This window comes from Limnoglobus sp., from assembly GCF_059499385.1.
Genome location: NZ_JCABYM010000131.1, coordinates 22,938 through 49,427, shown reverse-complemented (window position 1 = coordinate 49,427; position 26,490 = coordinate 22,938). Strand labels below are relative to the sequence as shown.

Sequence of the window (26,490 nt, the reverse complement as noted above, 5' to 3'; positions counted from 1 at the left end):
CGAGTACCACGTAGGACGGAGGGAAAACCAAGGCCTGCTACACTGATGCACTCGCCCGGTGTAGACGTTTCCCTCCCGCTCGGACGACGGCCCCGCCCGCGAGCTTGCAACGTGCTCTAAAGACTGGTTCGATCCGGGCAGATTCTGCCCGCCGAATTAAACCGAAGGGGCGAAATCCCCGGTCCCCTTCGCCGAAAAAGCGAATTTTCGGGCAGGCCGTAGGCGGGGAGCATTGGCTTGTGGCTCGGGGACGGTCGCGGCACGAAACGAAATGGAGAATGAATTATGCTCAGTGATATAGACTTGCTCGCTACTTACACCCGCAGGGTTGCACTCGAAGAAGGGGTGCTGGTTGACGTGACGGAGGCCGCAAAGCGGGCCGGGTTCCAGTGGCCCGTCGTCATGAGCAAGGGCGTTTGGATGGAGTGCGTCGAGGTTCCGAAGGGGTTGTTCTGGCAATCCGAGGACGGCCGGATTCGGGACATCCTCAGGAGGCTCATGCACGCGGTCCTCCGGTCACTGAAGCCGATCCGGACGATCACGTTCCAAGTCCTGGTGCAGAAGCCGAAGGGTGCCCCGGAACTCCTCACCCTCCGGGCGGACTCGTGGCCGGACGACGAGGGGAACCATTCGCTGGTCGTCATGCTGCCGGACGAAGAGCCGGAAGAAATCTAAGCGGTAGGCCGAGCCAAGCGGCTCGGCCGTGCCTGAGAGAACGACAATGACGACGACGCGCGAATACACGCCAAAGGAAGAATGGCAGACGCTCAACCCGTTACCCTGTCCGACTACCTATGAAACCTTCGCCTGGCCGAACTGAAACCGAGTTACCGAAGGGAGCCGAAAGGAAGGCGAGGCAACTCGTGAGGACGCGTGAGCGAACCGATCGTGCTTGCCAAGGGTGGCATGTGCTACACTGATGCACTCCCCCGTTGTTGACGTTTACGCGTATTGACCCGGGCCGCGCGTGATCGCCTCAACCACGGTCTCGGATTCGGGGACGAGGAGCGTCAGCGCCCGCCCCGCCTCTTGGACCCAGCGGACCTTGTAAGCGCAGATGAGCACGTAGAGCGGGGCCAGGTTTCGACCGCGGAGGGTGATGGCCACGTCCGGATACTCGAGGCCCACCCCGTGCGAAGGGTCGAAGCTCACCTCGTCGAGCCGGTGGTAGGGCTTCGCAAACTGTCTTCCGTCCTTCAGGCGGAACGATAGCGTCGGCAGGACCTCGCCGAAATACTCCTCGAGGCCGAACGCGGAATACTCGGCCAGCGCCCCGCCGCTCGTCTCAGACCGTGGAAGCCGGATCGACCGCCGCTGAAAGATGTCCTCGTCCCCGTCGCTCAAGGTCCCCTCCGTGGTCCCCCGACTCTCTGCGGGGACAAGCGTACCGGAGCAGCCCCCTGCTCTTGACCCGTGCGTGGGGTGATCGAACCGACGTTCCGTAGGAGCCACGACTCCCACCTCGATAACCCCGGCTCGCGCTCGCGAACCGCGTCCACTGCCGCCGTCCGAGGGTCCGACCTTTGGACGGCTTGACGGAGGGCATCGAGGTCGTCGGTAAACACCATCGCCATCTCCCGCCCGCGGGAGATGCTCACGTACAGTTGCTCCCGGCCGACCGCCGTAAACGAGTCCGAAGATGCCGCTAACACCACGCGATCAACGGTCTTCCCCTGCGAGGCGTGAGAGGTGATGACGTAGCCGTAAGTCAGATGCCCGTAGTCGGGCGGGACAAGTGCCCCAGACTCAAACTCGATCTCCCCCTTTTTCGTAAACCCCGAGACCGTGTCTAGCCAGCCGTTGTCGAGCCGCCGATCGCGGCCGATCGACCACCCGTTCTTGGTGACTCGAACTCGCTCCCCGACAGAGAGAGTGATCGGTCGGGGTGTGTAAACCGAAAACCGCTCGGCCTTGCCGAGCGGCAGCCGGCAAACAAACCCCCTCGGGTCGCGGACCACAACGGCCGGAGCGCCAGCCTGGGATACCACGTATCTGGTACCGCGTCGGAAGCCCGGGGCCGAGACCTGGAACTCGACCACATCACCTTCCTCGAAGTTACTCCCCAGCTGTCGCTCCGCGACCGTCAGAAGCTTCGCTTCCAATCTGGTGTAAGCGTGGTCGGCTCGACCGAGCCGGCCTGCCGCGAGGAGGACCTCGCGGATTCGAGTCGTGACGGCCTCCCCCTCGAGGTGGGTCGGGGCCACGACGAGGGTTGACTTGCCGGACGAAACGCTCGCCTCGTACTCCCGCGCGAGCGCCGTGTTCCGTCCCTCACCGGAAACCTCGCGCACCCACCCGAGTTCCACCAGCCGGTCGAACCCTTCGGCCGTCCTCCCGGCCCCCAGGAGTCGGACGGCCTCCCGATACTCACCCCGCTGCCGCCGAATCGTGTTTACCTCCGCCGCCACAAGCCCGGCCTCGGTTTGCAGGATCCGCAACGGGAGCCCCCGATCCACCGGCCCGTGCTGGCGTACGTCGCCCGACAGGATCACGCGGATGCCCAACCGCTCGGCGAGCCTGAAGAGGAGGGTAACGGCTCGCGTCCCCAAGAGCCCCGCTTCGTCCACCCACAACACCTGCCCCGCTGCTTCGCGCTGCCACCGCTCGTCCACCAGAAACCGCGCGACGGTGTCGGCCTCCGAAAACCCCTCCCCTCGGAGCACGCCACGGCCCGCGACCGCGGACGGTGCTAACGTGATAACCCGCTTGCCGGAAGCCTCGATCGCCCCGACCGCCGCCCTCATCAGGGCCGTCTTTCCCGTGCCCGCCGCCCCGCGGAGGATCATCACCCGGTCCCGGGAGTTGACCAGGTGCCGGACCGCCGCCCGCTGGTCCGTGCCAAGGTGGCCGTCGCGAATGAGGTTCGGTTCGAGGACGAGCGGTAAACACCGGCCCCGTCCGGAACGGGCGAAGCGGAGCATCCGGAGCTCCTCGAGGAGCACCGGCTCCGTGGTCACGACCGACTGACCGCGCTGCTCCCGGATGATGAGGCCGTGCCGCGGGAGAGCCGCCCGCAGGTCACCGACGCTCACCCACCCGACGCCGCGGCGGAGGACAGCGGCAAGCAACCGCCGCACCCGAACCACGGCCTCCCGTTCGAAGACGTGCTCCACCGCCCAGCGGAGGGCCTCGTCTACCGTCGGGCCGACCGTCGAACGCGGCACCCGCTTCTCGTTGACCGCCCGAAGGGCCGAGAGCTCCTCCCCCGTTAGCCGGGACCGCCACTCGTCCCGGAGGGCGTAAAGCGACAGGTTCCGCCGCTTCCGTTCCCTCGTCCGAGCGCCGAGCTTGTCCTTTGCCCGCGGGTCCGTCACCCCGAGCTGGCGGGCGAGGGCTTCGATCCGAGCGGTGCGCCGAGAGAAGAGTTTCAGCACCCGGTCGGGGACGCCTGATATCTCCCAACCGGTCCGCGTGGCCGACACGTCAAACCCGAGCAGGCGTAGGGAGCCCGCGAGGCGTGAGTGGAACAGCGCCTCGTAATACGGAAGCGACTGGTAGACGTCCCCGAGTTCGAGCGCCTTCCAGCTCCCCTCGGCCGGATCGAACGTTGCGTTGAAGACGCAGCAGTGGGCGTGGAGATGGGGGTCCGGGACACCGTCCACGGGCCTGGTCGTCGTGTGGACGAACCGGGCGAAAACGATGTTGCCCGTTTGGCGCGTGTCCTCTACCCCGGCTTTCCGAACCCGAGTCCGGACGTCCGCCTCGATCTCGGCCATGGTCTCCGAGACGGCAGCGTGGAGCGCCCGAAGAATGGCCTCATCCCCGAAAAACCCGTAAACGATGGACACCGTTTTCGGGACGTGGAAGTTGAAGTCAAAAAGGACCCGCCGATTCCTCCTCGTCCGCAAGGTGAGCGGCGTCCTGAGCCTCGGGTCTTTGTTATCGCAGAGGGCGTGGAACGCTCCCTTCGCGACCTCGCCGCCCAGCCCGAGCCTCTCGGCCGAAAGCCCGCCCCACGCCCCGGCCATCTCCAGCCCTTTGGCGTAATACTCGCCCGAGCTGTAGTAGGACTTCGCAGCCCCAGCCTCTTCATGCACACTCACCCGGAGCATTCGCCTCACCGTTCACCATCTGATCGTGCGTGTCGGGCTTCCAGTTCTCCAAGAATCCGACCCACCACTTTGCGTGACAGACATCTCCCCTACCGCGAGCCACACCGTAGGCCGGACGATCAACGGATACAACCGCCGACGAAGACGATTAACCAAAAATTAACCGACCCGAGAGAGAACCCCGCTATCGCACTCCGCATACCAGCCACGGCCGCCATCGGGGCCGCCAGCCAAACCGTCGAGGATGAACCGAGCGGCCCGTTTTGGGCCCAAGACGGTGTGACCCATACCCCCGTTCGTGAAAACGCGTTCTCGGCCGTTTTGGCGCTGCGGGCTGCGGGAACCCCGAATGGCCAGGGTTTCGGAAATGGCCAGCGTTCCAGCATGCCCGCAACACCGATTCCCCTGGCTTGAATCGAAGCGGCAAGGCCGAAACGGAGGGGATGCGGGCGATGCCGCATCGCAGGATGGCCGGGGATGCCGCGTAGCGGGATCGGAGAAAGCCATCACTTTCCGTGTTGACGAAAGCCCCAAAAGCCTGAGAACCTCGGGGATGCAGGGTAGCGGCAACGGCCGCGATCCAGCGTAAACGGGTTTCTGGATTCATGGAGGAGCGTGCGGACAATTGCGGTCATCAATCAGAAGGGCGGGTCAGGAAAGACGACGACCAGCGTTTGCCTCGGGGCAACGTTGGCAGAGAAAGGGAAGCGGGTGCTACTCATCGATCTCGACCCACAATACTCATCAACAACTTGGCTGGTGACGCATACCACAGGGCGAGGGGTGTTCGACCTGTTCGCCGAACCCGAGACCACAACGCTCGAGTCCCTGATCCAGCCGACCTCGACAGAAGGATTCTCGCTGGTCGGCTCTTCGGCTTGGCTCGTCGGGGCAGAGAAGGCGCTCTCCACAGAACCTGGGGCCGAGAACATCCTTCGCGGAAAGTTGAGCGGGCTGGCAGATCGTTTCGACTACGTCCTGATCGACTGCTCGCCGACGCTCGGCGTCCTCACGGTCAACGCCCTCACGGCGGTCCGCGAAGTCCTGGTTCCGGTCGAGTGCCACGTGATGGGCCTTCAAGGGCTGGCCCAGCTCATGCAAACGGTAGACCTCGTTAGAAAGCGCCTAAACCCTCACCTGCGGATCGCCGGCATCTTGGCGTGTCGTCTCGACCAGCGGACCAACCACGGCCCTGAGACTGTCGCGAAGTTGCGAACCCGATTCCCCGAAACTTTGATCACCATGATCCGAGAGAACATCCGACTCGCCGAGTGCCCGTCAATGGGCGAGCCCATTACGTCTTACGCACCATCGAGCTCGGGGGCCGAAGACTATCGTGCGCTGGCAGAAGAGCTAATTGCCCAAGAAGGAGGAAGTCATGCCCAAGTCGCGAACCAGTAAGAGTACGTTCGGGAATGATCCCTTTGCGGCCCTCATCCCAATGCCGCAGGAAGAGAGTTCTCACGAACTAACGACGTCGGTCCCTGTGTTGACCCTCGCACCGGCAGACCAAGATTTGCCGCCCGCGCCCGGCCCAGAGGAAAAGCCTGTTGCCCCGAAGGTTCCGCGGCGGCCGCGGCCGAGCAACGCCGACACTTCCAAGCCGAGCGTCCCCGCCGAGGATACGGGCAGAGCTGGCAAGCAGAAGCTCACCGTACATTTGGACGCAGCCTTGGCGGACCGCGTGAAGAACGCCGCGTACTGGAACCCTCGGCTCACCATTGCCGGCATCGCCGAGCAAGGGATCCGCCACGCGATCGAAAGAATCGAGCGAGAGAACGGGGGAAGATACAAGCCGAGGGAAGGGGAACTCGTCGGCGGTCGTCCTATCAAGTAGTTGGGATCGGCACCGAGTCGTCACCCTTGGTTCGCCTTTTCAGTTCCACCGTAGGGGATCGTTCGCCTTTTCAGTTCCAAGAAGTGTGCCGAAGTTCGCCTTTTCAGTTCTGCTATGCTCGACTTGTTCGCCCATTCAGTTCTGAAAAGCCCAATAACCGCTGGAAATATCAGCCAAACTAGACAGGTAAATATTAATGATCTAAATCTAAATGCATTAAACGGAGAATGCGATTTTGTATGAAATCTGGGGACGAATCGCGAAACGAAATTCGGGCAGTCATCCAAGAATGGCTAGACGCTGAAGGCCTGGAACAACCGTCGGCGTGGAGAGGAATCAATCTCCACGTTGACCCCGCCCCCCCCGAGAACGACGACATCACGTCCAGCCCGGTGTCCGGCGAAGAGGATTCACGCTACGATTTCGACTTGGCGGAATTCCCCCTGTTCAGCTTGCATAAGAACACCATCTCCCAGAAGGGGAGGGAGCCCCTCGTGTACACCGACACCATCAGCGGCCAAGACGGGAAGCCGACAACCCGCACGTGGAAAACCTACCCCGGGCCGTTCGGCTTCGGCGGCTCGACAACTCAGGTGCTCCTCTACGACCTCCTCCAGCTTTACTGCGAACAAGGGGCGAGGGGAGCACAGATCCAGTTCGGCACCCTTCGCTCCCTCTTCCGGCGGCACACGGATCGAAACCCGTCCAAAGAGAATTACGACCGCCTCCGCCGTGATCTCGATATCCTCCGCGGGTACGACTTCCACTGCACGAACGCCTTCTGGGATCGGGAGCGCAGGGCTTACGTCGACATGCGGTGGCGGCTGTTCGGCTCGGTCTTCTATTTCAAATCGGCTCCGGACGACCCCAACCAAGAACTGCCGTTCGGATTCATAGAGGTCAGCCCTGTGCTCCAGCAAATTGCCCGAACGAGAGGGTTTTTCTCGCTCGGCTTCGGTAGCAAGCTCTTTTACCGGCTGAAGCCCCTCGAGCAACGCCTCGCCATCTACCTCTCGAAGAAGTTTGTCTCCCAGAAACTCCACCGGAGGTTCGTCCTAGACCTCGCACGCGCGTTGCCGATCGAGGCCGCGAACGAGTCGAACGTCAGAAAGATCCTCACCCGGGCGGCCCGCGGGCTCATCGCCGCCGAGATGCCGTTGCTCGCCTCATTCCGGTTCGAGATGTCAGCAACCGGGAAGTGGCTCGTCGTCTTTGAACGGAAGCTGGCCCCAAGACAGGACCACGGTACGTACCGCAAAGTTGCCGAGGAGTCCGCGGGTGTCCTGTTCGGCGTCGATCGAATCACCGAGGCCCTCGGCTCCGACGACGACAGGGTGTGGTGGACTCAGTGTGTCAAGCGGTTGGGCACCGGGGCCGTTGATCGCGCCCTCGGGCTATTGAAGGAAGCAAGGCAGTCACAAGCCATCCGGAACCCCGGCGGCCTTTTGACGAGGCTCTTCCAGAAAATCGCCCAAGAGCAAGGGGTATCGCTCAACTGATTCACAGCCTCACTTGCCAAGCGCAATGCAATCGAGTCGCGAACAGGAACCTCTACCTGCCGTCGAGAGAAATAGTTCCTCGCGGGGATCGGGGCGCGAGGTGAGTTATCATCGAAGTGGGCTTGGCCTCGGAGTTTGGGCCTGTCACGACCACCAACCTCCGAGGCCAAGCCATGGACAGCAGTATCGAGCTGCCGGCTGACGACCGCAAGGCCGTTCCGCGGCTGTACCGGGCCGGGTCGGGGGCGGCGAGTTGGCGGGCAGGCCGGGGTGGCGACGCCGGGGAACAACCAGAAACGGCACCTGACCAGGTTGCTGGTATGGCGGACCGGAACCTTGGTGCTGAGTCCGGCCGGGATGCGTCGGAACGCCGCGTTGTTCGTGGCCCACTTGGGCGACCTGCTGCTACGGCGGTTCAGGAGCGTCCTGCGGGTCTACGTGGGCGGCGACAACGCGGCGTTCCACCGGAGCCGGCTGGTCGAGGGTGCCTGCGGTTGTGGGGGCACCGATCGTCCTCCGCTTCCCCCCCCGCGGTACGCCCCGGGACGAACCTGATCGAGCGGATCTGGTAGGAGTTGCGCGAGACGCCGACCCGCAACCGCCGCGTGACGCGTTCCGTTGGACGTGTGGGACTATTTAGGCTCGAGCGCAACTAGCGAAGTGTGTCCGCCGCGAGGCGATGCCTCGCGGGATCGTGAAGCGTCCAAGCATACAGCAGCCTGGGAGCAAAATGGGAGCAAAGTTGGCCGCACAAGCCACGTTTGGGTAGAATTGGTTTTAGACGGCTTTCGTCCGCAAGGGGCTGATTTCCAGGTAGAAATAACGCGATTTGAATGCGAGGTAAACGCGAGAGAGATACTAACTTATCAGCTTCAAATCCCTCCCGCTCCGCTCACATTTCTGCTAACGTCGGCCCCTTCCCCCCTGCCAACGGACCCCCATGCCCCCGCGCGACCCCGTGGCCCGCACGTCCGAAGACCCCACGCCGAGCCGCCTCGCCCAACTGCGGGCGCTGTTCCCGGACGCCTTCGCGGACGGCACGCTCGATTGGGACAAGCTCAAGGCGGCCGTCGGCGACGCCGGGCCGACCGGGGCGGAGCGGTTCCAGTTCACCTGGGCCGGCCGGTCGGACGCCGTCGCCTGCCTGCAAACGCCGACGCGGGCCACCCTGCTGCCGTGCGAGGCGGAGTCCGTGGACTTCGCGGCCACGAAGAACCTGTTCGTCGAGGGGGACAACCTGGAGGTGCTGAAGCTCCTGTACAAGCCGTACCACGGCCGGGTGAAGCTGATCTACATCGACCCGCCGTACAACACCGGCCAGGACTTCATCTACCCGGACGACTTCACGGACACACTGGCGAACTACCTCGCCCTGACCCGGCAGGCGGACGACGCCGGCAACCTGTTGCGGAGCAACCCGGACACGAGCGGCCGCTACCACTCCGACTGGCTGAGCATGATGTACCCGCGGCTGTTCCTCGCCCGCCAGCTGCTCCGCGACGACGGCGTCATCTTCGTCAGCATCGACGACCACGAGGTCCACCACCTGCGGATGCTCATGAACGAAGTGTTCGGGGAAGAGAACTTCGTGGCGACAATAGCTTGGCAGAAGAAGGATTCGCCCTCAAATGATGCCAAAGGTTTCTCTACAACTCACGAATACTTGATGGCTTTTCAGCGGTCAGAAGCATTCAGACGAAACTTACTACCACGGACGGAAGAGCAACTCGGAAACTATAAGAATCCGGACAATGATCCACGTGGCCCGTGGACGAGAACAACACTGTATCGGAAGGAAGTCCGGAAAGAGAGAATATTCACACTTGTCAATCCGAAGGGGAGAACGATCAGCCCGCCGCCTGGTACAAGCTGGCGTGTGGATCAGGCCGGTTTTGAAGAGTACACGAAAGATGACCGCATTTGGTGGGGTTCGACCGGTGACGGGGATTTGCCATTCTTGAAGCGTTTCCTCACTGAAGTGGCGGAAGGCACTGTTCCCACAAGTTGGTGGGAGTACGAGTTTGCCGGATCAAATCGAAACGCCACAGTTGAGCTGCGGGAAATTTTTCAACGCGAAATACCATTCGATACACCGAAACCAGTGTTGTTGCTGCGTCGTTTACTTCAAGTCGCGACCAATCCCGATAGCAGTGACCTCGTCCTCGACTTCTTCGCCGGGTCCGGGACGACGGCGCAGGCGGTGCTCGAACTCAACCGCGCGGACGGCGGGAACCGGCGGTTCATCCTCGTGCAGTTGCCGGAGCCGACCGGGAACAAGAAGTTCCCGACCATCGCCGAGATCGGCAAGGAGCGCATCCGCCGCGTCATCGCCAACCTCAAGAAGGAAACCGGCAACATTCTGAGGGGGGGGGGCGAACGTCGAAGCGACGCCGGAGGACCTGGGGTTCAAGGTGTTCAAGCTGGCGGAGTCGCACTACGCGAACTGGTCCGGGGTCGCGGAGCGGACGCCGGCGGCGTACCAGAAGCAGTTGCAGTTCGTCATCGAAAGCCCGCTGCGGGACGGGTGGACGCCGGAGGGCCTGCTGTGGGAGGTCGCGATCAAGGAGGGGTTCGGCCTCAACAGCGTCCTGACGCCGATCGACGGCCTGTCCGTGCGGGCGTGGGCGGTGACCGACCCGGAGAAGGGCCAGCACTTCCGGGCATGCTTCGCGGAGAAGCTGCCGGCGGACATCACGAAGCAGCTCGGGCTGACGACGAACGACCTGTTCGTGGTGCTGGACGCGGCCCTCGACGACACGCTGGCGTCCAACCTCGCGCTGCAGTGCAAGCTGAAGACGATATGAACCGCCTACGAACATGGCGGCCGAAAATGCCGTAGGATACAGGGTAGTAGTACCCTACCCGGTAGGGGGTAACCCGGTTCCATCGACCCGACCATGTTCTCAGCAACGAACATCGCACGACACCTCGTTCGCATCGGGTGGTCCCCGGACTCGCCAGAGGACTCGGTGCTGCTGTGCCCGTTGCGGCTGCAGAAGGAGCTGTACTACTGCCAGGGGTGGCACCTCGCGTTGCTAGGCGAGCCGCTGTTCCGCGAGCCGATCGAAGCGTGGGTGAACGGCCCGGTCGTCCCGGCCGTGTACGACCAGTTCAAGGGGAAGCGGGACGGCATCCGGCCGGAGGAGGCCGGCGAGCCGACCGAAAAGCTCGGCCGCGTCGGGCACGAGTTCCTGGAAATGATCTGGAGGCAGTACACCTGCTTCACCCCGCGGGCGCTAATCCAGATGACGCACGCGGAGCCGGCGTGGAAGGAAGCCCGCGCCGGACTGCCGCCGGACGCGAAGTCGTCCAACGAACTATCGCTGGCGACGATGAAGGCGTACTTCGAGCAACAGATGTGGGAGCAGGCCCGCAAGGCCGTCCCGCCCGGCTTCCCGGTCGCCAACCCGGCCGAGGCATGGCGGGCGGAGCGGGAGTTGGAAGAACACCCCGAACGCGGCCGGCCGATGGACGAGGTGTTCCGGTCGCTGAAGGCCCGCCGCAAGCCGTCGTAACTTTGCCCCCTGTCACGGATGCCTTACGTCGTCATCGCCCCGAACGCGGAGCGCCACCTGGAAGAACTCCAGGACGAGCGCGGGGCGGACGATTACCTGATCGACCGGCTACACGAACACTTCCAGGCGATTGCCGACACCCCGACCCGTCTGACCGAGCCGGCGAAGCTCCCGCACAAGCCGAATCGCTTGATGGCGAACTTCGTCCTAAACGACGTGACCGGTCGTCGGTGGGGGTTCACTGTTACGCTCCGCCGCACGCCGGACGAGAACGGCGTCCAAATCCTGACGGTCAACGGCGCGCCATGGCCGGACCCGTTCGACGAGGCTCCCGAAGGGGAGCCACACACGTAGTCCTGTTCCACGGCGGCCGTCGAGTCGAAACCGAACAAGCCTGACGAGGGGGGTGGTACATCGAAGAATTTCGCCCGTTACGTGCCTCAGTGGGTTTGACGTTTGAACAAGTCGAGCGGGAGGAGGCAAGGCGAGCTATTTAAGCGTATCCTACCCGGCCGTGGTGTTGTGTGCCGTAACTCCTAATGATGTCGAGAGTTGTTTATTTAAGCGATAGCTACTTCCCCTACCCGGTACACTGGTTCCAACCCCCGATCGGGAAACCCCCATGCAGTTCCGGTTCGACGCCCACCAGGAGTACCAGCAGCGGGCCGTCGCGTCCGTCGCCGACCTGTTCCGCGGCCTCCGCCGGGCGGACGACGCTACCCTCTACCAGCTCAAGAAGGGCGGGTTCACCGCCGAGGTCATGACCACCCGGTTCGAGCTGGACCCGGCCCGGCTGCTCGCCAACGTCCGGGCCGTCCAGACGGCGAACAACATCCCCGCCGACGACGAGCTGAAGCTCATCACGGAAACCGTGGACGTGGCCGACGAGAGGCAGAAAGTCGCGTTCCCGAACGTGTCCGTCGAGATGGAGACCGGGACCGGCAAGACCTACGTGTACCTCCGCACGGCGTTCGAGCTGAACAAGCGGTACGGCCTCCGCAAGTTCATCGTCGTCGTCCCGTCCGTCGCCGTCCGCGAGGGCGTGCTGAAGACGTTCCAGGTCACCCGCGGGCACTTCGACGAGCTGTTCGAGAACGAGCCGTACCGGTTCGACGTGTACGACTCGCGCAATCTCACCCGGCTGCGGGACTTCGCCGAGGGGGAGGGCGTCCGGTTCCTCGTCATGACGATCGACTCGTTCAACAAGGACACGGCCGTCATCCGCCAGCGGCGGGACCGGCTGCAGGGCCGCGTCGGGCTGCACCTGCTGCAGGCCGTGCGGCCGGTCATCATCCTGGACGAGCCGCAGAACATGGAGAGCGCCCTGCGGAAGCAGGCGCTGGCGACGCTCAACCCGCTCGCGGCGCTGCGGTACAGCGCCACCCACCGGGACAAGTACAACCTCGTCTACCGGCTGACGCCCTACGCCGCGTACCGGCAGGGGCTGGTGAAGAAGGTCGAGGTCGCGGCCGTCGTGGAGGCGGACAGCCACAACGCGGCGTTCGTCCGGGTCGAGGGGTTCGCCGCGTCGTCGAAGGCCGTCACCGCGAAGATCGCGATTCACCAGCGGATGGCCGACGGGGCGATCAAGGAGAAGAAGTACCAGTTCAAGCCGGGCGATTGCCTGGCGAAGAAGGCGAAGCGGAGCGAGTACGAGCCGTTCGTGGTGGACGAGATCGACAAGGAGGCCGGGACGGTGAGCTTCACGAACGGCGTGACGCTGAAGCTCGGCAGCCCGCACGGGGCGGACCAGGCGGCCGTGTTCCGGGCGCAGGTCCGGTACACGATCGAGCGGCACTTCCGCCGCCAACGGCAGCTCGACGACGACGCGGCGGCCCGCGGGGCCGAGCGGATCAAGGTGCTGTCCCTGTTCTTCATCGACAAGGTGGACAACTACACGGCCCCCGACGGGCTGATCCGCACGCTGTTCGACGAGGAGTTCGACAACCTCAAGGCAAAGTACCCGGCGTGGGCGAAGGTCGTGGCCGCCACCACCCGCGGCGCGTACTTCGCGGCGAAGCGGAAGAAGGGCGGGGCGGTCGAGTTCCAGGATTCGACGACCGGCGACAACGCCGAGGACCGGGCCGCGTACGCGCTCATCATGCGGGAGAAGGAGCGGCTCTTGTCGTTCGCCGAGCCGGTTTGCTTCCTCTTCTCGCACAGCGCGCTGAAGGAGGGGTGGGACAACCCGAACGTGTTCCAGATTTGCACGCTGAACCAGACGGCCAGCGAGCTGAAGAAGCGGCAGGAGATCGGCCGCGGGATGCGGCTGGCGGTGGACGCGACCGGGGCGCGGACGCGGGACGAGGCGGTGAACGTTCTTACCGTAGTCGCGAACGAGAGCTACGAGGACTACGTGAAGGCGCTGCAGAAGGAGATCGCCTCGGACTTCGGCGACGACGAGGCGGAGAAGTGTCGGCCGACGCCGGCGGACCGCACGCCGGCCGTTCGCAAGCCGATGGAACAGTTCCCGCCGGAGTTCGCGGCGCTGTGGGAGCGGATCAAGCACAAGACGCGGTACAACGTGGCGGTGGACACGGCCGCGCTGGTGGCGCACGTCGTGGACGACCTGAACCTGAAGCTGGTCGCGCCGCCGCGGGTCGAGGTGACGCTGGCGCGGGTGGAGGCCCGGTCCGGGGACGTGTTCCGGGCGCTGCAGGTGAGCCAGGCGCGGGCGGTGGCCACGCTCGTCGGCCGGTTCCCGCTGCCGAACGTCGTGGAGCGGATCGCGGAGCTTTTGGCCCACACGGCCGCGACGCCGGTGCGGCTGACCCGCGCGACGATCCTCAAGATCGTCGCCGGGGTGCGGAACCAGGACGCGGTGCTGGACAACCCGAACGAGTTCGCGACCGTCGCGGCCGCCGTCATCCGCGAGAAGCTGGAGGAGGAACTCGTCCACGGCATCCGGTACGAGAAGGACGGGACGTGGTACGAGCAGACGCTGTTCGAGGCGGAGATCGCCACGCAATCGGACAAGGTGATCGATTCGCCGAAGTCGCTGTACGATCGGCTCGTGTACCAGTCGAACGTGGAGCGGGACTTCGCGGCCGCGCTGGAGGACCGGGCGGACGTGCGGTTCTACGTGAAGCTGCCGCGGAAGTTCGTGGTGAAGACGCCGATCGGCGAGTACAACCCGGACTGGGCGCTGGTGATGGAGGAGACGGACGAGTTCGGGGCGAAGGGGGAGCGGGTCTACCTGGTTCGGGAGACGAAGGGGGCGGCGGCGTTCCACGACTTGACCGGCCCGGAGAAGGACAAGCTGCGGTGCGGGGCGCGGCACTTCAACGACGCGCTGGGCTGCGACTTCAAGTGGCTCCGGGCCGCGGCCGAGCTGCCCGGCGGGACGGACGTGCGGTAGGGCGGCGGGGGTGTGCCGTTCCCGCCCCCCGCCGTGCCGAATCCGCACACCGCGGCCGGCCGTCCCCCCCGAAATCGCGGGGCCTTTCGTCGGCACTCCCGTTGCATCACGTCGGCTCAGGCTCGAATCCCGTGAAGCCGCCAATCGCACCCCTTCGCCCGTGAGGGTCCGGAATGTCCGTCACCGCTCTCGCCCGCGGCCCGCGGCCCCGCCCGTTCGACCCGCTGCGGCGGGCCGTCGAGGCGCGGGCCGGCCGGCAGTTCCGCGGCCTGCGGATGAACGTGCTCGACGGGCTGGGCGTCGTCCTGGACGGCGAGGCGGCCAGCTACCACGCCAAGCAACTGGCCCAGCACGTCGTCGGCCTGCTGACCGGCCAGCCGGTCCTCGCCAACCGGATCGAGGTGCGGCCGTGGGCCGGGCGGGAAAGTCGTTGACGCGGCCGGCGGCGGGGCCGAAGATTCCGGGTACGGCCCGGCACACGCCCACGACCCACGACGGCCGGAACGTGACCCGGAGGGCGGCCCCGTCGCCGCGGAACAGGGACGTGCTCACCCGCATCGCACCGGACCGGCTCGCGGACATCCTCGACATCGCCGAGGACGGCATCGTCACGGCCGACGCCCGCCAGGAGATCGTCCTGTTCAACCGCGGGGCGGCGAAGCTGTTCGGGTACGAACCGGGCGAAGTCGTCGGCCGGCCGCTCGACCTGCTCATCCCCGAGCAATTCCGGGCCGCGCACCCCGGACAGGTGGCGGCGTTCGGGGCGTCGCCGGAACCGGCCCGGCTCATGGGCGTCCGCCGCGAAGTCTCCGGCCGGCGGAAGGACGGGACGGCGTTCCCGGCCGAGGTGTCGATCTCGAAGTTCGTGTCGAACGGCGAGGTGCTGTTCACCGCGATCGTTCGCGACGTGACGGAGCGGAAGCGGTACGAGGCGGCGGAACAGGAACTCGAACGGCTACGGGCGGCGGCGAAGCTCGCGGCGGCCGAGACGCAGTACCGGCGGATCGTCGAGACGGCCCACGAGGGCATCTGGGAGCTGGACGCCGACGGCCGCGTCACATTCGTCAACCGCCGGATGGCGGAGCTGCTCGGCCTCCCGGCGGAAGAGGTCCGCGGGCGGCGGTTCTGGGACTTCGCGTTCGACGAGGACGCGGCGGCCGCCCGCGCGCTGTTCGAGCGGCGGCGGGCGGGGGTTAGCGAACAGGCCGAGGTGCGGCTGCGGAACCGGGCCGGCGAGCCGGTCTGGACGCTCGTGGCCGCCCGGCCGTTGGCGGACGACGCCGGCGCGTTCCGCGGCACGCTCGACCTGTTCACGGACATCACCGACCGCCGGCGGGCGGAGGACAACCTCCGGGACACGACGCGGCAACTCTGGCAGGCGGCCCGGCTCGCCGGGGTCGGGGAACTCGCCGCCAGCATCGCCCACGAGCTGAACAACCCGCTCGGCACGGTCGCGCTGCGGGTCGAGCAGTTGCTCGGCAAGACGCCGGCGGGCGACCCGCGGCGGCGGTCGCTGGAGGTCGTCGGCCAGGAGGTCGAGCGGATGGCCGGGCTGGTCGGCAACCTGCTCCAGTTCAGCCGCGCCGGCCGCGACCAGATTTCCACCGTGGACGTGACGGACGAGGTCGTGAAGACGATCGAACTCGTCGGCCACTACCTGAAGAAGCGGAACATCCGGGTCGAGCCGGAGTTCGCCCCGCGCGTCCCGATCATCCAGGCGGACCGGCAGCAGCTCCGGCAGGTGTTCCTGAACCTGTTCACGAACGCGGCGGACGCCATGCCGGCCGGCGGCCGGCTGACCCCGCGGGTCCGGGCCGGCGAGATCGAACCCGCGAAGCCCGGCGTCGTGATCGAGGTCGCGGACACCGGCACCGGCATCCCGCCGCACCTGCTGCCGCGGGTGTTCGACCCGTTCTTCACCACGAAGGACGAGGGCAAGGGGACCGGGCTGGGGCTGGCGATCTGCCGGCGGATCGTGCAGCAGCACCTCGGCAAGCTGGAGATCGAGAGCGCCGTCGGGGCCGGGACGACGATCCGCATCACCCTACCGACCCGGCCGGACACCAACGTCGCCGGCCTCCGCGCCGAGGACTGACGCCATGCCCCCCCGCTCCGGCCGCCTGTTAGTCATCGACGACGAGGTCGAGCTGATGGCCGCGCTGTGCGACTCCCTCCGGGACGAGGGGTTCGAGCCGACCGGCCGCCCGGACCCGGCCGCCGGGTTGGACGCGCTGGCCCGCGGCGAGTTCGACGTGTTGCTGTCCGACCTCATGATGCCGGGGACGGACGGGATTCAAGTCCTGCGGCAGGCGCTCCAGCACGACCCGAACCTCGTCGGCGTCATCATGACCGGCCAGGGGAGCATCCAGACGGCCGTGGAGGCGATGAAGGCCGGGGCGTTCGACTACGTCCTCAAGCCGTTCCGCCTGCAACAAATCCTGCCCGTGCTCGACCGGGCGATGGAGGTCCGCCGGCTGCGGGTGGAGAACGTCCGGCTGCGGCGGTACGTCGAGCGGCTCACCTACGAGTCGCCGCGGTACCAGGTCGTCGGGAACAGCCCGGCGCTGCGGAAGGTGTTGCAGGTCGTCGAGAAGGCGGCCGGGACGGACGCGACCGTCCTCGTCCGCGGGCCGAGCGGCACGGGCAAGGAGCTGATCGCCCGCGCCGTCCACGGGAACAGCCGGCGGCGGGACAAGCCGCTCGTCACGGTGAACTGCGCGACGCTCCAGGAGAGCCTGCTGGAGAGCGAGCTGTTCGGGCACGAGCGGGGGGCGTTCACCGGCGCGGACCGGGCGAAGCCGGGGCTGTTCGAGGTGGCCGAGGGCGGGACGCTGTTCGTGGACGAGGTGGCGGAGATGTCCCCGGCGCTGCAGGCGAAGCTGCTCCGCGTGCTGGAGAACGGCCACTACCGGCGGGTCGGGGCGACGCAGGAGCGGACGGCGGACGTGCGGGTCGTGGCGGCGACGAACAAGCCGCTGGAGGCCGAGCAGAAGGCCGGCCGGTTCCGCGAGGACCTGTTCTACCGGCTGAACGTGGTCGCCGTCGATCTCCCGCCGCTCCGCGACCGGCGGGAGGACATCCCGCTGTTGGTCGAGCACTTCCTCCGGACCCGGCCGGTCGGCCCGACGATGTGGGCCGTGGACCCGGACGCACTGGCGGCATTGACCCGGTACGACTGGCCCGGCAACGTCCGCGAGCTGGCGAACGTCGTCGAGCGGGCGCAAATCCTGGCGGAAGGGAACACGATCACGCGGGACGACCTGCCGGACAGCGTGAAGGACGCCGCCGCGGCCGAGGGGGCCGCGGCCCCGAACCCGGACTCGCTCGACGGCGTCGAGCGGCAGCACGTCCGCGACACGCTGGACCGGCACGGCGGGAACAAGGTCCGGGCGGCGAAGGCGCTCGGCGTCAGCCGCCGGACGCTCTACCGGCTGTTGAAGAAGTACCGGCTCGATGACTGAGTACCGGGTATTGAGAACCCGGTACCTCACCTTCACCCGCCGCGGACGAAGGCGGCGGCGGCCGCGAGCTGGGCGCGGGTCCCGACGGCGATCAGCGTCGCGCCCGCCGCCACCGGCGTGCCGCCGGCCGGCGCGGCGTCCACCCCGCCGTCCGGCCGCACGATCCGCACGACGTACACCCCGGTCCGGTCCAGCAGGCCGGAGTCGCGGAGCGGCCGCCCGGCGACCGGGCCGCCGGCCGGCACGGGCACCTCCTCCAGGTGCAGGGCCGCGAGGTCCGGGTGCGCCGCCCCCGGCGTCGCCCGGTGCAGCGTGGGCGCGAACACCGCGTGGACGGCGACGTGCCCGCCGGCCAGGTACGGCGACACGACCTGGTTCGCCCCGACCTTCCGCAGCTTCGCCTCCGCCTCGTGCTCCTCCGCCCGCGCCACGATCACGACCGTCGGGTTCAACAGCCGGGCGCTGAGCGCGACGTACAGGTTGCTCGCGTCCGACCCGACGACGGTGATGACCGCCCGCGCGTGCTCGATCCGGGCCTTGCGGAGCACCTCGTCCTCCGTCGCGTCCCCTTGCAGCCGCAGCCCGTGGGGGAACGGCCAGTCCCCGGCCGGGGCCGCCGGGTCGATGACGACGAACGACTGGTGCAACCGGTTCAACTCCTCGCAGACGATCTTCCCCATCCGCCCGTACCCGCAGACGACGGCGTGCCCGGTCAGGTGCTTGAGCTGGTCGTCCATCCGTTCCTTCCCCAGGAGGTCCCGCAGTTCCCCGGTCAGGACGCTGCGGATCACGTCCGTGCCGATGTAGAAGAGGGTGAACACGCCGCTGAGCGCCAGGAACATGGTGAACGCCCGGCCGGGCCTGGACAGCGGCTCCGGGATTTCCCCGTACCCGAGCGTGGTGAGCGTGATGACGGTCATGTACAGCCCGTCGAACAGCCCCCACTTCGGGCCCTCGATGAGCGGGTACGCGACCGTGCCGAGGGCGACGAACGCGAGCGGGATGACGACCATCCGGCGGATCCGCCGCGGCAGCGTCCGGCGGACCGTCCGCCCCGGCAGGCGGAGCCAGAACAGGAGTTTGTGACGCATGCGGCGACCCCGGCGGGACGGCCCCCAGGTTGAGATACCCATCCCGGCCGTGAGGAACAACCGCGGCACGACGGTTGCGATGCAACTCGGCCGCCAACCCCACCCGTTCTCCCGAGGTGTCCGCCATGCTGACGAAGATCCGCACCATCCTCCACCCGACCGACTTCAGCCCGGCGTCCGAGGCGGCGTTCGACTTCGCCTGCTCGCTGGCCCAGGAATACTTCTCCGAGGTCCTGCTGCTGCACGTGGACGAGCCGGTGTACGCGCCGGAGGTCGAGGGGATGCTGCTACCGCCCCCGCCGACCGACCCGGTGGCGGTGGAGAAGCGGCTGGGGCACGTCTTCCCGCTCGACCCGCGGGTGAAGGTCCGGCGGCTCGTGACCGTCGGCCGCGCCGCGGACGAGATCGCCCGCGTCGCGGACGAGCAGAAGGTCGATTTGATCGTCATGGGCACGCACGGCCGCCGCGGGCTGTCCCGGCTGCTCCTCGGCAGCGTCGCGGAGGGCGTCCTGCGGCGGGTGGCCTGCCCCGTCCTGTTCGTGAAGGAGCCGCGGACCCCCGCCGCGGCGGCGTGACGGCGGGCGGTTCTGACACACCGGCCCGCCGGGCGTGTCGCGTTCGGCACACGCCGGGTGCGGGCGCGGGGTCGAATCCGGGTTTCCGCCGGTTGGTACGAGTGTTGCCTTGTGCCGTTCCACGAACCGCACGCGGGGGCCGGCCATGAAACTCAACTCCGTCTTCACCCGCGGGGCGATCACCGCCCCGCCGTCGGCGACGCTGGGGGCGGTCGCGGCCCTCATGCACGCGCACAACGTCGGGTCGGTCGTCGTCACGGAAAAGGACCGGCCGGTCGGCATCGTCACCGACCGCGACTTGGCCATCGCCCTCGGCGTGAACCGGTACGCCGTCGATTCGCCGGTCGAGCGGGTCATGGCCCGGCACGTCCTGGCGATCCCCGGCGACACGGACCTGTTCACCGCCACCCAGTACCTGCGGGAGTCCCGCGTCCGCCGGTTGCCGATCGTGGACGCGGACGACCGGGTCGTCGGCATGGTCACCCTCGACGACCTCCTCGGCCTGCTCGGCCGCGAGGTCCGGAACCTGGCGGAAAGCATCGCGGACGAGGTCCACGTCCGCTAACCGGCCCTTCCCCCCGAACCGGAGACTGCCATGTCCCGCGTCCTGTTTACGACCGCCGCCATGGCCGCGGTCGCGTTCGTCGTGCTCACCGCCCGGACCGCCGCCGTGCCGCCGGACGAGAAGCCGCAGCCGAAGGCCGAGGTCCCCAAGAACCCGGCCGAGCCGAACAAGCTGATCCTGCCGACCCGCAAGGAGGCGATGGCGCTGAAGCTCAAGAGCAGCCAGGAACTGCTGGAGGGGATCGCGCTGAACGACTTCGCCAAGATTCAGAAGGCGGCGAACAACGTCATCGTCGTCAGCAACGTCTCCGAGTTCCTGAACGCGTACAAGGGGGCGGAGTACCAGTACTACGTGAAGATCTTCCGGCAGCCGGCCGAGACGATCGGCCGCAAGGCGAAGGACCGGAACATGGACGGCGTGATGGTCGGGTACAACGACCTGACGCTGTCCTGCCTGAAGTGCCACGAGGCGATGCGGGACAACAAGTTCGAGATCCGGCTCGACGGCCTGAAGCGGGAGCCGAACGGCGGCGAGTGACGCCGCCACCGCCGCCGGCATCGCGATTGCGAATGCCCCCTACGTACCGACCAGACAAAACGGGTTCGCCCGCCCGCGGGGGCGGCCCCACCCGCGGGCCCACCGTGACCGTGCGGCCGCGCGGGATCCGCACACCCCGCGGCCAAGGAGACGAACATGGTCCTGCCCAGCGCATCCACCGAGGTTATCCTGTGTGGAATCGCCACGTACCTCGTGGTAGCCCCGCTCCTCATCGCCGCGGCCGGCGTGTGCGGGTGGCTGGTTCGACAGTCCGAACTCGCCGCCCACCGGCCGCCCGCCGAGGGCGAAGCCGTGCCGCCGGCCACCTCGGCCCACGCCCTCCCGCCAACCGTGGCAGTGAAAAATGAACCGCCCGTCTCGACGGCCGCCTGAGCGGGAACGGACCCGGCCGGCGGCCCCTACCGCCGGCGGACCTTGCCGCCGAACGCCTCGACCCGCCGCTCCGCGTCCCGGCGGAGCTTGCCGCACACCAGCTCGCACAGCTCGAAGATCATCCCGTCCCGGACCGCGTACCGGACGACGTTCCCGTCCCGCGCCCGGTCGAGCAGGTCGGCGTCGAACAGCACGCCGAGCTGCTTCGACACGTTCGCCTGCTTCGCGGCGAGCGCGTCCACCAATTCGGACACGGCCCGCGGCCCGGCCTTGAGTTCCTGCAGGATCGCGAGCCGGGTCGGCTCGGCGAGCACCCGGAACAGCCGGGCCACGCCGTCGAGCTGCCCCGGCTCCAACTTCGCGGCCATGACAATCCCCCTTGACAATATCGCCGATTAGCAATATAGATTTATCAGCGATGTGTCGATATTCTAGCACGCGGCCGGCGGGCCGCAAGGCGGGGGGGGGATTGTCATGGCCCGACGGGTGCTGATCGTCGGCGGGGTGGCGGGCGGGATGTCCGCGGCCGCGCGGCTGCGGCGGCTGGACGAGTTCGCCGACATCGTCGTCTTCGAGCGCGGCCCGCACGTCTCGTTCGCCAACTGCGGCCTGCCGTACCACCTCGGCGGCGAGATCGCGGACAAGGGCAAGCTCCTCGTGCAGACGCCGGACCGGCTGGCGGCCGCGTTCCGGCTGGACGTGCGGCCGCGGCACGAGGTCGTCGCCGTCCGCCCGGACCGCCGGGAGGTGGAGGTCCGCGACCTGGCGACCGGCCGCGCGTTCGCCGAGCGGTACGACGCCCTGATCCTCGCGACCGGGGCGGCGGCCGTCGTGCCGGCCATCCCCGGCGTGGAGCGGCCCGGCCACTTCCCGCTCCGCACCATCCCGGACCTGGACCGCATCGACGGCTGGCTGACGCGAACGGCGGCGAAGACGGCCCTGATCCTCGGCGGCGGGTTCATCGGGTTGGAGACGGCCGAGCAACTGCACCGCCGCGGCCTGGCGGTCACGGTCGTCGAGCACGGGGCGCAGGTGCTCAAGCCGTTCGACCCGGAGATGGCCGCGCACGTCCACCGGGAACTGCGGAAGCACGGCGTCGCCCTCCGCCTCGGGCAACCGGTCGTCCGGTTCGAGCCGCCGCGACCGGGGGAGGCGGCCGCGGCGTCGGTCGCCGTCCTCGCGGACGGCTCGCGGCTGCCCGGCGACGTGGTGATCGTCGGCGTCGGCGTGCGGCCGGAGGCGAAGCTGGCGGCCGACGCCGGACTGAAGATCGGCCCGACCGGTGGCGTCGCGGTGGACGCGGCGATGCGAACGTCCGACCCGCACGTCTGGGCGGTCGGCGACGCGGTCGAGGTCGTTCACGGCGTCACCGGGACGCCGGCGCTCATCCCGCTCGGCGGCCCGGCGAACCGGCAGGGTCGCGTCGCCGCGGACGCGATCTGCGGTCGGCCGACCCGGTACGACTCGACCATCGGCACGGCGATCGTCCGCGTGTTCGACCTGACCGCGGCCGTCACCGGGGCGAACGAGTCCCTCCTGGCGAAGGCCGGGATCGCGTACCAGGCCGTCCACCTGCACCCGAACAGCCACGCCGGGTACTACCCCGGCGCGAGGCCGATCGCGTTGAAGGTTCTCTTTTCCCCGGCCGACGGCCGCGTCCTCGGCGCGCAGGCCGTCGGCGAGGACGGGGCGGACAAGCGGATCGACGTGATCGCCACGGCGATCAAGGGCGGCATGACCGTCCACGACCTGGCGGACCTGGAACTGTGCTACGCCCCGCCGTTCGGGTCCGCGAAGGACGCGGTGAACCTCGCCGGGATGGCGGCGCAGAACGTCCTGGCCGGGGACGTGGCCGTCGCGCAGTGGCACGAGGTCCCGGCGCTCGTCGCGGCCGGGGCGGTCGTGCTGGACGTGCGGGAGCCGAAGGAGCGGGACGGCGGCGTCATCCCCGGTTCGGTCGGCATCCCGCTCGGCGAGCTGCGGGAGCGGATGCAGGAGCTGCCGAAGGGCCGGCTGATCCTCGCGCACTGCGCGAGCGGCCAGCGGTCGTACACCGCGTGCCGGGTGCTGGCGCAGCACGGGTTCGCCTGCCGGAACCTGACCGGCTCGTTCAAGACGTGGCAAGCGGCCCAGGCGGGCTGAAATTCGAGGGGGAAGTCATGAGCGTTTCAACCATCCACGCCCGCGACCTGGCCGACAAGTGCAAGGCCGGGGCGGTCGAGATCATCGACGTGCGGACGCCGGCCGAGTTCGGCGAGGTCCACGCGGCCGGCGCGCGGAACGTCCCGCTCGACCGGCTGGACCCGGCGGCGTTCGCGGCCGGGCCGGTGTACGTCATCTGCCGGACCGGCGGCCGCGGGAAGCAAGCGTGCGAGAAGCTGCTCGCCGCCGGCGTCACGGGCGCGGTCAACGTCGAGGGCGGCACGCTGGCGTGGGAGCAGGCCGGGCTGCCGGTCGTCCGCGGGAAGAAGGTGATGTCGCTGGAGCGGCAGGTCCGCATCGCGGCCGGGTCGCTGGTCGTCCTCGGCGGCGTCCTCGCGCTGACGGTTCACCCGTACCTGGTCGGCATCTCGCTGTTCGTCGGCGCGGGTCTGGTGTTCGCCGGCGTGACGGACACGTGCGGGATGGGGATGCTGATCGCGAAGATGCCGTGGAACCGCCGGGCGGCGTGCGCGACGTGATCGGCGCGGCCGGGGGTCAGCCCACGAACACGCCGCCGGCGTCGGCCGGGACGGTCTCGTTCAGCACGACCGCCGGCGGGCCGAGCGGGGAGAAGCTGACGCCGGAGTAGCCGATCACCTGCCGGCCGACGCCGACGACGAGGTCCGCCCGGCCGTCGTCGGTCAGCGTCTTCGCCGCCACCCGCACGCCGTCGCGGGCCGCCGGGTCGCCGGCGAAGAAGTTCGCCACCACCGTGTACCGGTTCGACAGCAAGTCCCGGCCGCTCAGGACCTGCACCCGCGGGCCGCCGCCGGGGCCGCCGCCGGCGATCACCTCCGCGAACCCGTCGCCGTCGAGGTCCGCGGCCGTCACGTACACGCCGTTGCGGAGCGTTTGCTCGAACGCGAAGAAGTCGCCGAACACGCGGGCGACCGTGCCGCGGGTCAGTGCGGCCCCGTCGTACCCGGCGACGCGGGGGCCGCCGCGGAACCCGGCCGCGACGATCAAATCTCCCGTCCCGTCCGCGTTCACGTCGCCGACCGTCGCCCGCGCCCCGCCGCGGAAGTTCGAATCGTCGATCCCGAAGAAGTCCATCGCTTGCGCGAACCCGACGCCGTTGAACACCCGCACCCGCGGGCCGCCGCCGCGGTCCGGCGTGATGACGAGGTCGGCGACGCCGTCGCCGGACAGGTCGCCGGTCGCGACGAACACGCCGCCGGTGAACGCCGGCTCGAACGGGGCCAGGTCGAATAGCACGGCCTGGGTTCGGCCGTCGAGCAGCTGGACGCGGCTGGCCGCTCCGGGGCCGGTGCCGACGAGCACGTCGGCGACGCCGTCGCCGGTCACGTCCGCCTCGGCCGTGCGGAGGGACCCCGTGTAGGTCGCGAACGGCACGACGGCGAACCGCTCCGTCCCGTTCGGTTCAAACGACCGGATCGCCGACCCGTTATCCGTCGGCAAGCCGACCGAGAACGTCCGGGCCGGGGGCGGCGACACCGGGCGGAGGCGGAGCGTCGGCGCGGTCGGCTGGTCCGTCGGCGGGGTGAGCAGGAAGTTCGGGTCGGTCGGCGTCACCGGCGTCGTCGGCGTGGCCGGGCGGGTCGGGCCGGGGGTGGCCGGCGGCGGCGGCGGCGGGACGAACGGGATTTGCGTCCCCGGCTGCACCGCGACCGGGCCGATCGGGTCGGACAGCGTAAGCCCCAGCACCCGGTACGCGATCGCCGGCATCGGGCCGCCGGCCGTCGCCCCGCCGCCGACGAGCAGCGTGTACGTGCCCGGCGCGAGCAGGACGTTCACGCTCGCGGTTTCGTTCGCGTTCGCGAGGCGGGAATCGACCGGCCGGTTCGCCGCGTCGAAGACGGACAGCCGGGCGGCCGCCGGGGTCGGCGTCGGGTCGAGGGTGAGGATCAGGTGCAGCACCTGCCCGGCCGGGACGGTGAGGGCGACGGTGTTCGCCGGGGCCGCGGCGGTGAGGACGCCGGCCGCGTAGGTCTGGAGCGGGACGCGGGGGCCGCCGAAGTCGATGCCGAGCGAGTAGTTCCCGGCCGCCGCCGCCGACCGCGGGCCGTGCCGGACGACGACGAAGTAGTCGCGGTTCGCCGCCGCGTCCGCCAGCTGCGCGGTGAACTCGCCGGCGTCGTGCGTCAGCACGGTGACAGCCTGCCGGACGCCGACTTCGTCGAGGACTTCGACGACCGGGTCGGTGGCGGCCCCGCCGGTCGCCACGACGCTGACGGTCAGCGGCCCGGCGCTCGTGCCGGACTGGCCGGCGGCGCGGACGCGGTAGAAGTCCACGTCCGCCGCCGTGCTGAGGCTCGACGCGACGAAGAAGTTCTGCCGCGGCCCGCCGAGGTTCGGCAGCCGGCCCGGCGACCCGGACGTTTCCGGCGAGTCGTCCCCGCCGACTTCCGAGTCGTCCAGGCCGTCGTCGTCGTCGCCCTCGGTCCGCAGCTCCACCTCGTACCCGCCGACGGCGAACGTCGGGCCGGCCGCCCGCACGCGGAGGAAGTACCGCGCGTCGTCGTCGAGATTCGTGAGCCGGAACGCCACGTCGCCGGAGCCGGGGTCCGCCCCCGCCCCGGCCGCGAGAACCTGCCCGGCCTCGTCCAGGATTTCTACGGCCGCGACCAGGAGGCTGACGCCGGCGGTGCGGAACGTGACGACCAGCGCGGCGTCGTCGTCCGCCGCGAACTCGTACACGTCCGCGTCGGCGGCCGTCGTCAGGTCGCCGCGGGCGGTGGTGATCGCGGCCTCGTCGTCGTCGTCGCCGGACGACTGGAGGCGGGCGGCCGTCTCGACCGTCTCGTTCCCGGCCGGCCCCTCGTACCGGTCCGGCTGCCGCGGGCCGTAGAGTTGTTGGACGGCCTGCACGTCGGCCGCGGCCAGCCCGGTGCGGACGCGGTCGGCGACCTGGAACATCGCCGACGCCGGGTCGGCGCTCGGCGGCACGCCGAAGACGTGCCCGGCCTCGTGCAGCGCGACGGAGAACAGGTCGAACCCGCCCGGCGTCCCGGCCCGGAACGGGAGGTCGCTGTTGAACATCACGTCCCCGGCCCGCGTCCCGGCGGTGAGGTCGAACGGCAGGGCGAGGGCGACGTTGTCCGCCGGCAGCGGCACGGCCGACACCCGCACGTCGCCGAACCGCGGGTCGTTGAACGCCGTGCCGGCCGCGCCGACCGGCTGCCCGCCGTCCGGCACGACGCCGACGTTCACGCTCGCGACGGCCACCCACGCCTGGAACGCGCGGAGGACTTCGAGCCGCCGGGCCGGGACGGTCGCGAGCGCGGCATCGAATTGGCTCGGCAGGCCGTTCACCGGCGTGCCGTCCGGGACGAACGAGAGCGTGATGTTCGGGTCGAGCCACGGGTTGCCGAACACCGCGGGGCAGTCGCGGCGGTCGAGTTCGACGGCAAGGAGGCGGGTTCGCGTCACGGGTCCGGGTCTCGA

At 68.4% G+C, this 26,490-nt stretch carries 23 protein-coding genes and 1 pseudogene; 18 read left to right on the top strand and 6 right to left on the bottom strand.

The window, feature by feature from the left end:
• Positions 1 to 285 precede the first annotated feature (285 nt).
• On the top strand, positions 286 to 675 hold the full coding sequence (locus AC5JJ2_RS22925; protein ID WP_495860365.1) for a hypothetical protein: 390 nt from the start codon (positions 286 to 288) through the stop codon (positions 673 to 675).
• Between the two features lie 267 nt (positions 676 to 942).
• On the opposite strand, the gene AC5JJ2_RS22920 is transcribed toward AC5JJ2_RS22925, so the two are convergent.
• Both AC5JJ2_RS22920 and mobF read right to left on the bottom strand, forming a co-directional pair.
• Positions 943 to 1,344, bottom strand: coding sequence for a hypothetical protein (locus tag AC5JJ2_RS22920; RefSeq protein ID WP_495860364.1), 402 nt, complete (start codon positions 1,342 to 1,344; stop codon positions 943 to 945).
• Entirely contained in the window at positions 1,341 to 4,052 is a 2,712-nt protein-coding gene (gene mobF, locus AC5JJ2_RS22915) for a MobF family relaxase (RefSeq protein WP_495860363.1), read from the bottom strand. Before mobF ends, AC5JJ2_RS22920 begins: the two co-directional genes overlap by 4 nt.
• A gap of 615 nt (positions 4,053 to 4,667) precedes the next feature.
• Between mobF and AC5JJ2_RS22910 the strand changes: the two genes are divergently transcribed.
• From AC5JJ2_RS22910 to AC5JJ2_RS22895, 4 genes and pseudogenes are all read left to right on the top strand, one after another.
• A complete protein-coding gene (locus AC5JJ2_RS22910; RefSeq protein ID WP_495860362.1) occupies positions 4,668 to 5,453 on the top strand; it encodes a ParA family protein in 786 nt (261 codons plus the stop codon).
• Complete coding sequence (locus AC5JJ2_RS22905; protein WP_495860361.1) at positions 5,431 to 5,889, top strand: hypothetical protein; 459 nt, start codon at positions 5,431 to 5,433, stop codon at positions 5,887 to 5,889. The genes AC5JJ2_RS22910 and AC5JJ2_RS22905 overlap by 23 nt, the downstream gene beginning before the upstream one ends.
• Before the next feature lie 239 nt (positions 5,890 to 6,128).
• Positions 6,129 to 7,388 carry a hypothetical protein gene (locus AC5JJ2_RS22900; RefSeq protein ID WP_495860360.1) on the top strand — a complete coding sequence of 420 codons (1,260 nt, stop codon included), beginning with the start codon at positions 6,129 to 6,131 and terminating at the stop codon, positions 7,386 to 7,388.
• A 940-nt stretch (positions 7,389 to 8,328) separates the two neighbouring features.
• A pseudogene (locus AC5JJ2_RS22895) lies at positions 8,329 to 9,549 on the top strand (site-specific DNA-methyltransferase); the annotation flags it as partial.
• Here the strand turns inward: AC5JJ2_RS22895 and AC5JJ2_RS22890 are convergent.
• Positions 9,508 to 9,807 carry a hypothetical protein gene (locus AC5JJ2_RS22890; RefSeq protein ID WP_495860505.1) on the bottom strand — a complete coding sequence of 100 codons (300 nt, stop codon included), beginning with the start codon at positions 9,805 to 9,807 and terminating at the stop codon, positions 9,508 to 9,510. The pseudogene AC5JJ2_RS22895 and the gene AC5JJ2_RS22890 overlap by 42 nt on opposite strands.
• Between AC5JJ2_RS22890 and AC5JJ2_RS22885 the strand changes: the two genes are divergently transcribed.
• From AC5JJ2_RS22885 to AC5JJ2_RS22855, 7 genes are all read left to right on the top strand, one after another.
• A complete protein-coding gene (locus AC5JJ2_RS22885; RefSeq protein ID WP_495860504.1) occupies positions 9,800 to 10,192 on the top strand; it encodes a hypothetical protein in 393 nt (130 codons plus the stop codon). The genes AC5JJ2_RS22890 and AC5JJ2_RS22885 overlap by 8 nt on opposite strands.
• Before the next feature lie 93 nt (positions 10,193 to 10,285).
• Positions 10,286 to 10,903: a Panacea domain-containing protein gene (locus tag AC5JJ2_RS22880; protein WP_495860359.1), complete on the top strand. Its 618-nt coding sequence runs from the start codon at positions 10,286 to 10,288 to the stop codon at positions 10,901 to 10,903.
• A gap of 18 nt (positions 10,904 to 10,921) precedes the next feature.
• Entirely contained in the window at positions 10,922 to 11,257 is a 336-nt protein-coding gene (locus AC5JJ2_RS22875) for a hypothetical protein (RefSeq protein ID WP_495860358.1), read from the top strand.
• A 268-nt stretch (positions 11,258 to 11,525) separates the two neighbouring features.
• A complete protein-coding gene (locus AC5JJ2_RS22870) occupies positions 11,526 to 14,261 on the top strand; it encodes a restriction endonuclease (protein ID WP_495860357.1) in 2,736 nt (911 codons plus the stop codon).
• Positions 14,262 to 14,434: 173 nt separating this feature from the next.
• A complete protein-coding gene (locus AC5JJ2_RS22865) occupies positions 14,435 to 14,695 on the top strand; it encodes a hypothetical protein (protein WP_495860356.1) in 261 nt (86 codons plus the stop codon).
• 110 nt (positions 14,696 to 14,805) lie between these two features.
• Complete coding sequence (locus tag AC5JJ2_RS22860; protein ID WP_495860355.1) at positions 14,806 to 16,356, top strand: PAS domain-containing sensor histidine kinase; 1,551 nt, start codon at positions 14,806 to 14,808, stop codon at positions 16,354 to 16,356.
• A gap of 4 nt (positions 16,357 to 16,360) precedes the next feature.
• Complete coding sequence (locus tag AC5JJ2_RS22855; RefSeq protein ID WP_495860354.1) at positions 16,361 to 17,722, top strand: sigma-54-dependent transcriptional regulator; 1,362 nt, start codon at positions 16,361 to 16,363, stop codon at positions 17,720 to 17,722.
• Positions 17,723 to 17,754: 32 nt separating this feature from the next.
• Here the strand turns inward: AC5JJ2_RS22855 and AC5JJ2_RS22850 are convergent, their stop codons facing one another.
• Positions 17,755 to 18,813, bottom strand: a complete 1,059-nt coding sequence (locus tag AC5JJ2_RS22850) for a potassium channel family protein (protein ID WP_495860353.1) — start codon at positions 18,811 to 18,813, stop codon at positions 17,755 to 17,757.
• 125 nt (positions 18,814 to 18,938) lie between these two features.
• Between AC5JJ2_RS22850 and AC5JJ2_RS22845 the strand changes: the two genes are divergently transcribed.
• The 4 genes from AC5JJ2_RS22845 (at position 18,939) to AC5JJ2_RS22830 (ending at position 20,883) form a co-directional block, all read left to right on the top strand.
• Positions 18,939 to 19,388 (top strand): universal stress protein, encoded by a 450-nt coding sequence (locus tag AC5JJ2_RS22845; RefSeq protein WP_495860352.1) that lies wholly within the window; start codon positions 18,939 to 18,941, stop codon positions 19,386 to 19,388.
• 145 nt (positions 19,389 to 19,533) lie between these two features.
• On the top strand, positions 19,534 to 19,953 hold the full coding sequence (locus tag AC5JJ2_RS22840; protein WP_495860351.1) for a CBS domain-containing protein: 420 nt from the start codon (positions 19,534 to 19,536) through the stop codon (positions 19,951 to 19,953).
• Between the two features lie 30 nt (positions 19,954 to 19,983).
• A complete protein-coding gene (locus AC5JJ2_RS22835; RefSeq protein ID WP_495860350.1) occupies positions 19,984 to 20,490 on the top strand; it encodes a hypothetical protein in 507 nt (168 codons plus the stop codon).
• A 156-nt stretch (positions 20,491 to 20,646) separates the two neighbouring features.
• The gene (locus tag AC5JJ2_RS22830) at positions 20,647 to 20,883 is read left to right on the top strand and encodes a hypothetical protein (RefSeq protein WP_495860349.1); all 237 of its coding nucleotides are present in this window, start codon (positions 20,647 to 20,649) and stop codon (positions 20,881 to 20,883) included.
• A 26-nt stretch (positions 20,884 to 20,909) separates the two neighbouring features.
• Here the strand turns inward: AC5JJ2_RS22830 and AC5JJ2_RS22825 are convergent, their stop codons facing one another.
• Positions 20,910 to 21,251, bottom strand: a complete 342-nt coding sequence (locus AC5JJ2_RS22825; RefSeq protein ID WP_495860348.1) for an ArsR/SmtB family transcription factor — start codon at positions 21,249 to 21,251, stop codon at positions 20,910 to 20,912.
• Between the two features lie 106 nt (positions 21,252 to 21,357).
• On the opposite strand from AC5JJ2_RS22825, the gene AC5JJ2_RS22820 reads away from it, so the two are divergent.
• Both AC5JJ2_RS22820 and AC5JJ2_RS22815 read left to right on the top strand, forming a co-directional pair.
• A complete protein-coding gene (locus tag AC5JJ2_RS22820) occupies positions 21,358 to 23,025 on the top strand; it encodes an FAD-dependent oxidoreductase (protein ID WP_495860347.1) in 1,668 nt (555 codons plus the stop codon).
• A gap of 17 nt (positions 23,026 to 23,042) precedes the next feature.
• Positions 23,043 to 23,564 carry a rhodanese-like domain-containing protein gene (locus tag AC5JJ2_RS22815; protein ID WP_495860346.1) on the top strand — a complete coding sequence of 174 codons (522 nt, stop codon included), beginning with the start codon at positions 23,043 to 23,045 and terminating at the stop codon, positions 23,562 to 23,564.
• 16 nt (positions 23,565 to 23,580) lie between these two features.
• Here the strand turns inward: AC5JJ2_RS22815 and AC5JJ2_RS22810 are convergent, their stop codons facing one another.
• Positions 23,581 to 26,475, bottom strand: a complete 2,895-nt coding sequence (locus AC5JJ2_RS22810) for a matrixin family metalloprotease (RefSeq protein WP_495860345.1) — start codon at positions 26,473 to 26,475, stop codon at positions 23,581 to 23,583.
• Between the last annotated feature and the right edge of the window lie 15 nt (positions 26,476 to 26,490).

Coding starts and splice junctions, on each gene's coding strand:
- AC5JJ2_RS22870 (WP_495860357.1), top strand. CDS start 11,526: ATGCAGTTCCGGTTCGACGCCCACCAGGAGTACCAGCAGCGGGCCGTC.
- AC5JJ2_RS22850 (WP_495860353.1), bottom strand. CDS start 18,813: ATGCGTCACAAACTCCTGTTCTGGCTCCGCCTGCCGGGGCGGACGGTC.
- AC5JJ2_RS22820 (WP_495860347.1), top strand. CDS start 21,358: ATGGCCCGACGGGTGCTGATCGTCGGCGGGGTGGCGGGCGGGATGTCC.
- AC5JJ2_RS22875 (WP_495860358.1), top strand. CDS start 10,922: ATGCCTTACGTCGTCATCGCCCCGAACGCGGAGCGCCACCTGGAAGAA.
- AC5JJ2_RS22835 (WP_495860350.1), top strand. CDS start 19,984: ATGTCCCGCGTCCTGTTTACGACCGCCGCCATGGCCGCGGTCGCGTTC.
- AC5JJ2_RS22815 (WP_495860346.1), top strand. CDS start 23,043: ATGAGCGTTTCAACCATCCACGCCCGCGACCTGGCCGACAAGTGCAAG.
- AC5JJ2_RS22845 (WP_495860352.1), top strand. CDS start 18,939: ATGCTGACGAAGATCCGCACCATCCTCCACCCGACCGACTTCAGCCCG.
- mobF (WP_495860363.1), bottom strand. CDS start 4,052: ATGCTCCGGGTGAGTGTGCATGAAGAGGCTGGGGCTGCGAAGTCCTAC.
- AC5JJ2_RS22855 (WP_495860354.1), top strand. CDS start 16,361: ATGCCCCCCCGCTCCGGCCGCCTGTTAGTCATCGACGACGAGGTCGAG.
- AC5JJ2_RS22865 (WP_495860356.1), top strand. CDS start 14,435: ATGTCCGTCACCGCTCTCGCCCGCGGCCCGCGGCCCCGCCCGTTCGAC.
- AC5JJ2_RS22830 (WP_495860349.1), top strand. CDS start 20,647: ATGGTCCTGCCCAGCGCATCCACCGAGGTTATCCTGTGTGGAATCGCC.
- AC5JJ2_RS22925 (WP_495860365.1), top strand. CDS start 286: ATGCTCAGTGATATAGACTTGCTCGCTACTTACACCCGCAGGGTTGCA.
- AC5JJ2_RS22880 (WP_495860359.1), top strand. CDS start 10,286: ATGTTCTCAGCAACGAACATCGCACGACACCTCGTTCGCATCGGGTGG.
- AC5JJ2_RS22825 (WP_495860348.1), bottom strand. CDS start 21,251: ATGGCCGCGAAGTTGGAGCCGGGGCAGCTCGACGGCGTGGCCCGGCTG.
- AC5JJ2_RS22900 (WP_495860360.1), top strand. CDS start 6,129: ATGAAATCTGGGGACGAATCGCGAAACGAAATTCGGGCAGTCATCCAA.
- AC5JJ2_RS22905 (WP_495860361.1), top strand. CDS start 5,431: ATGCCCAAGTCGCGAACCAGTAAGAGTACGTTCGGGAATGATCCCTTT.
- AC5JJ2_RS22840 (WP_495860351.1), top strand. CDS start 19,534: ATGAAACTCAACTCCGTCTTCACCCGCGGGGCGATCACCGCCCCGCCG.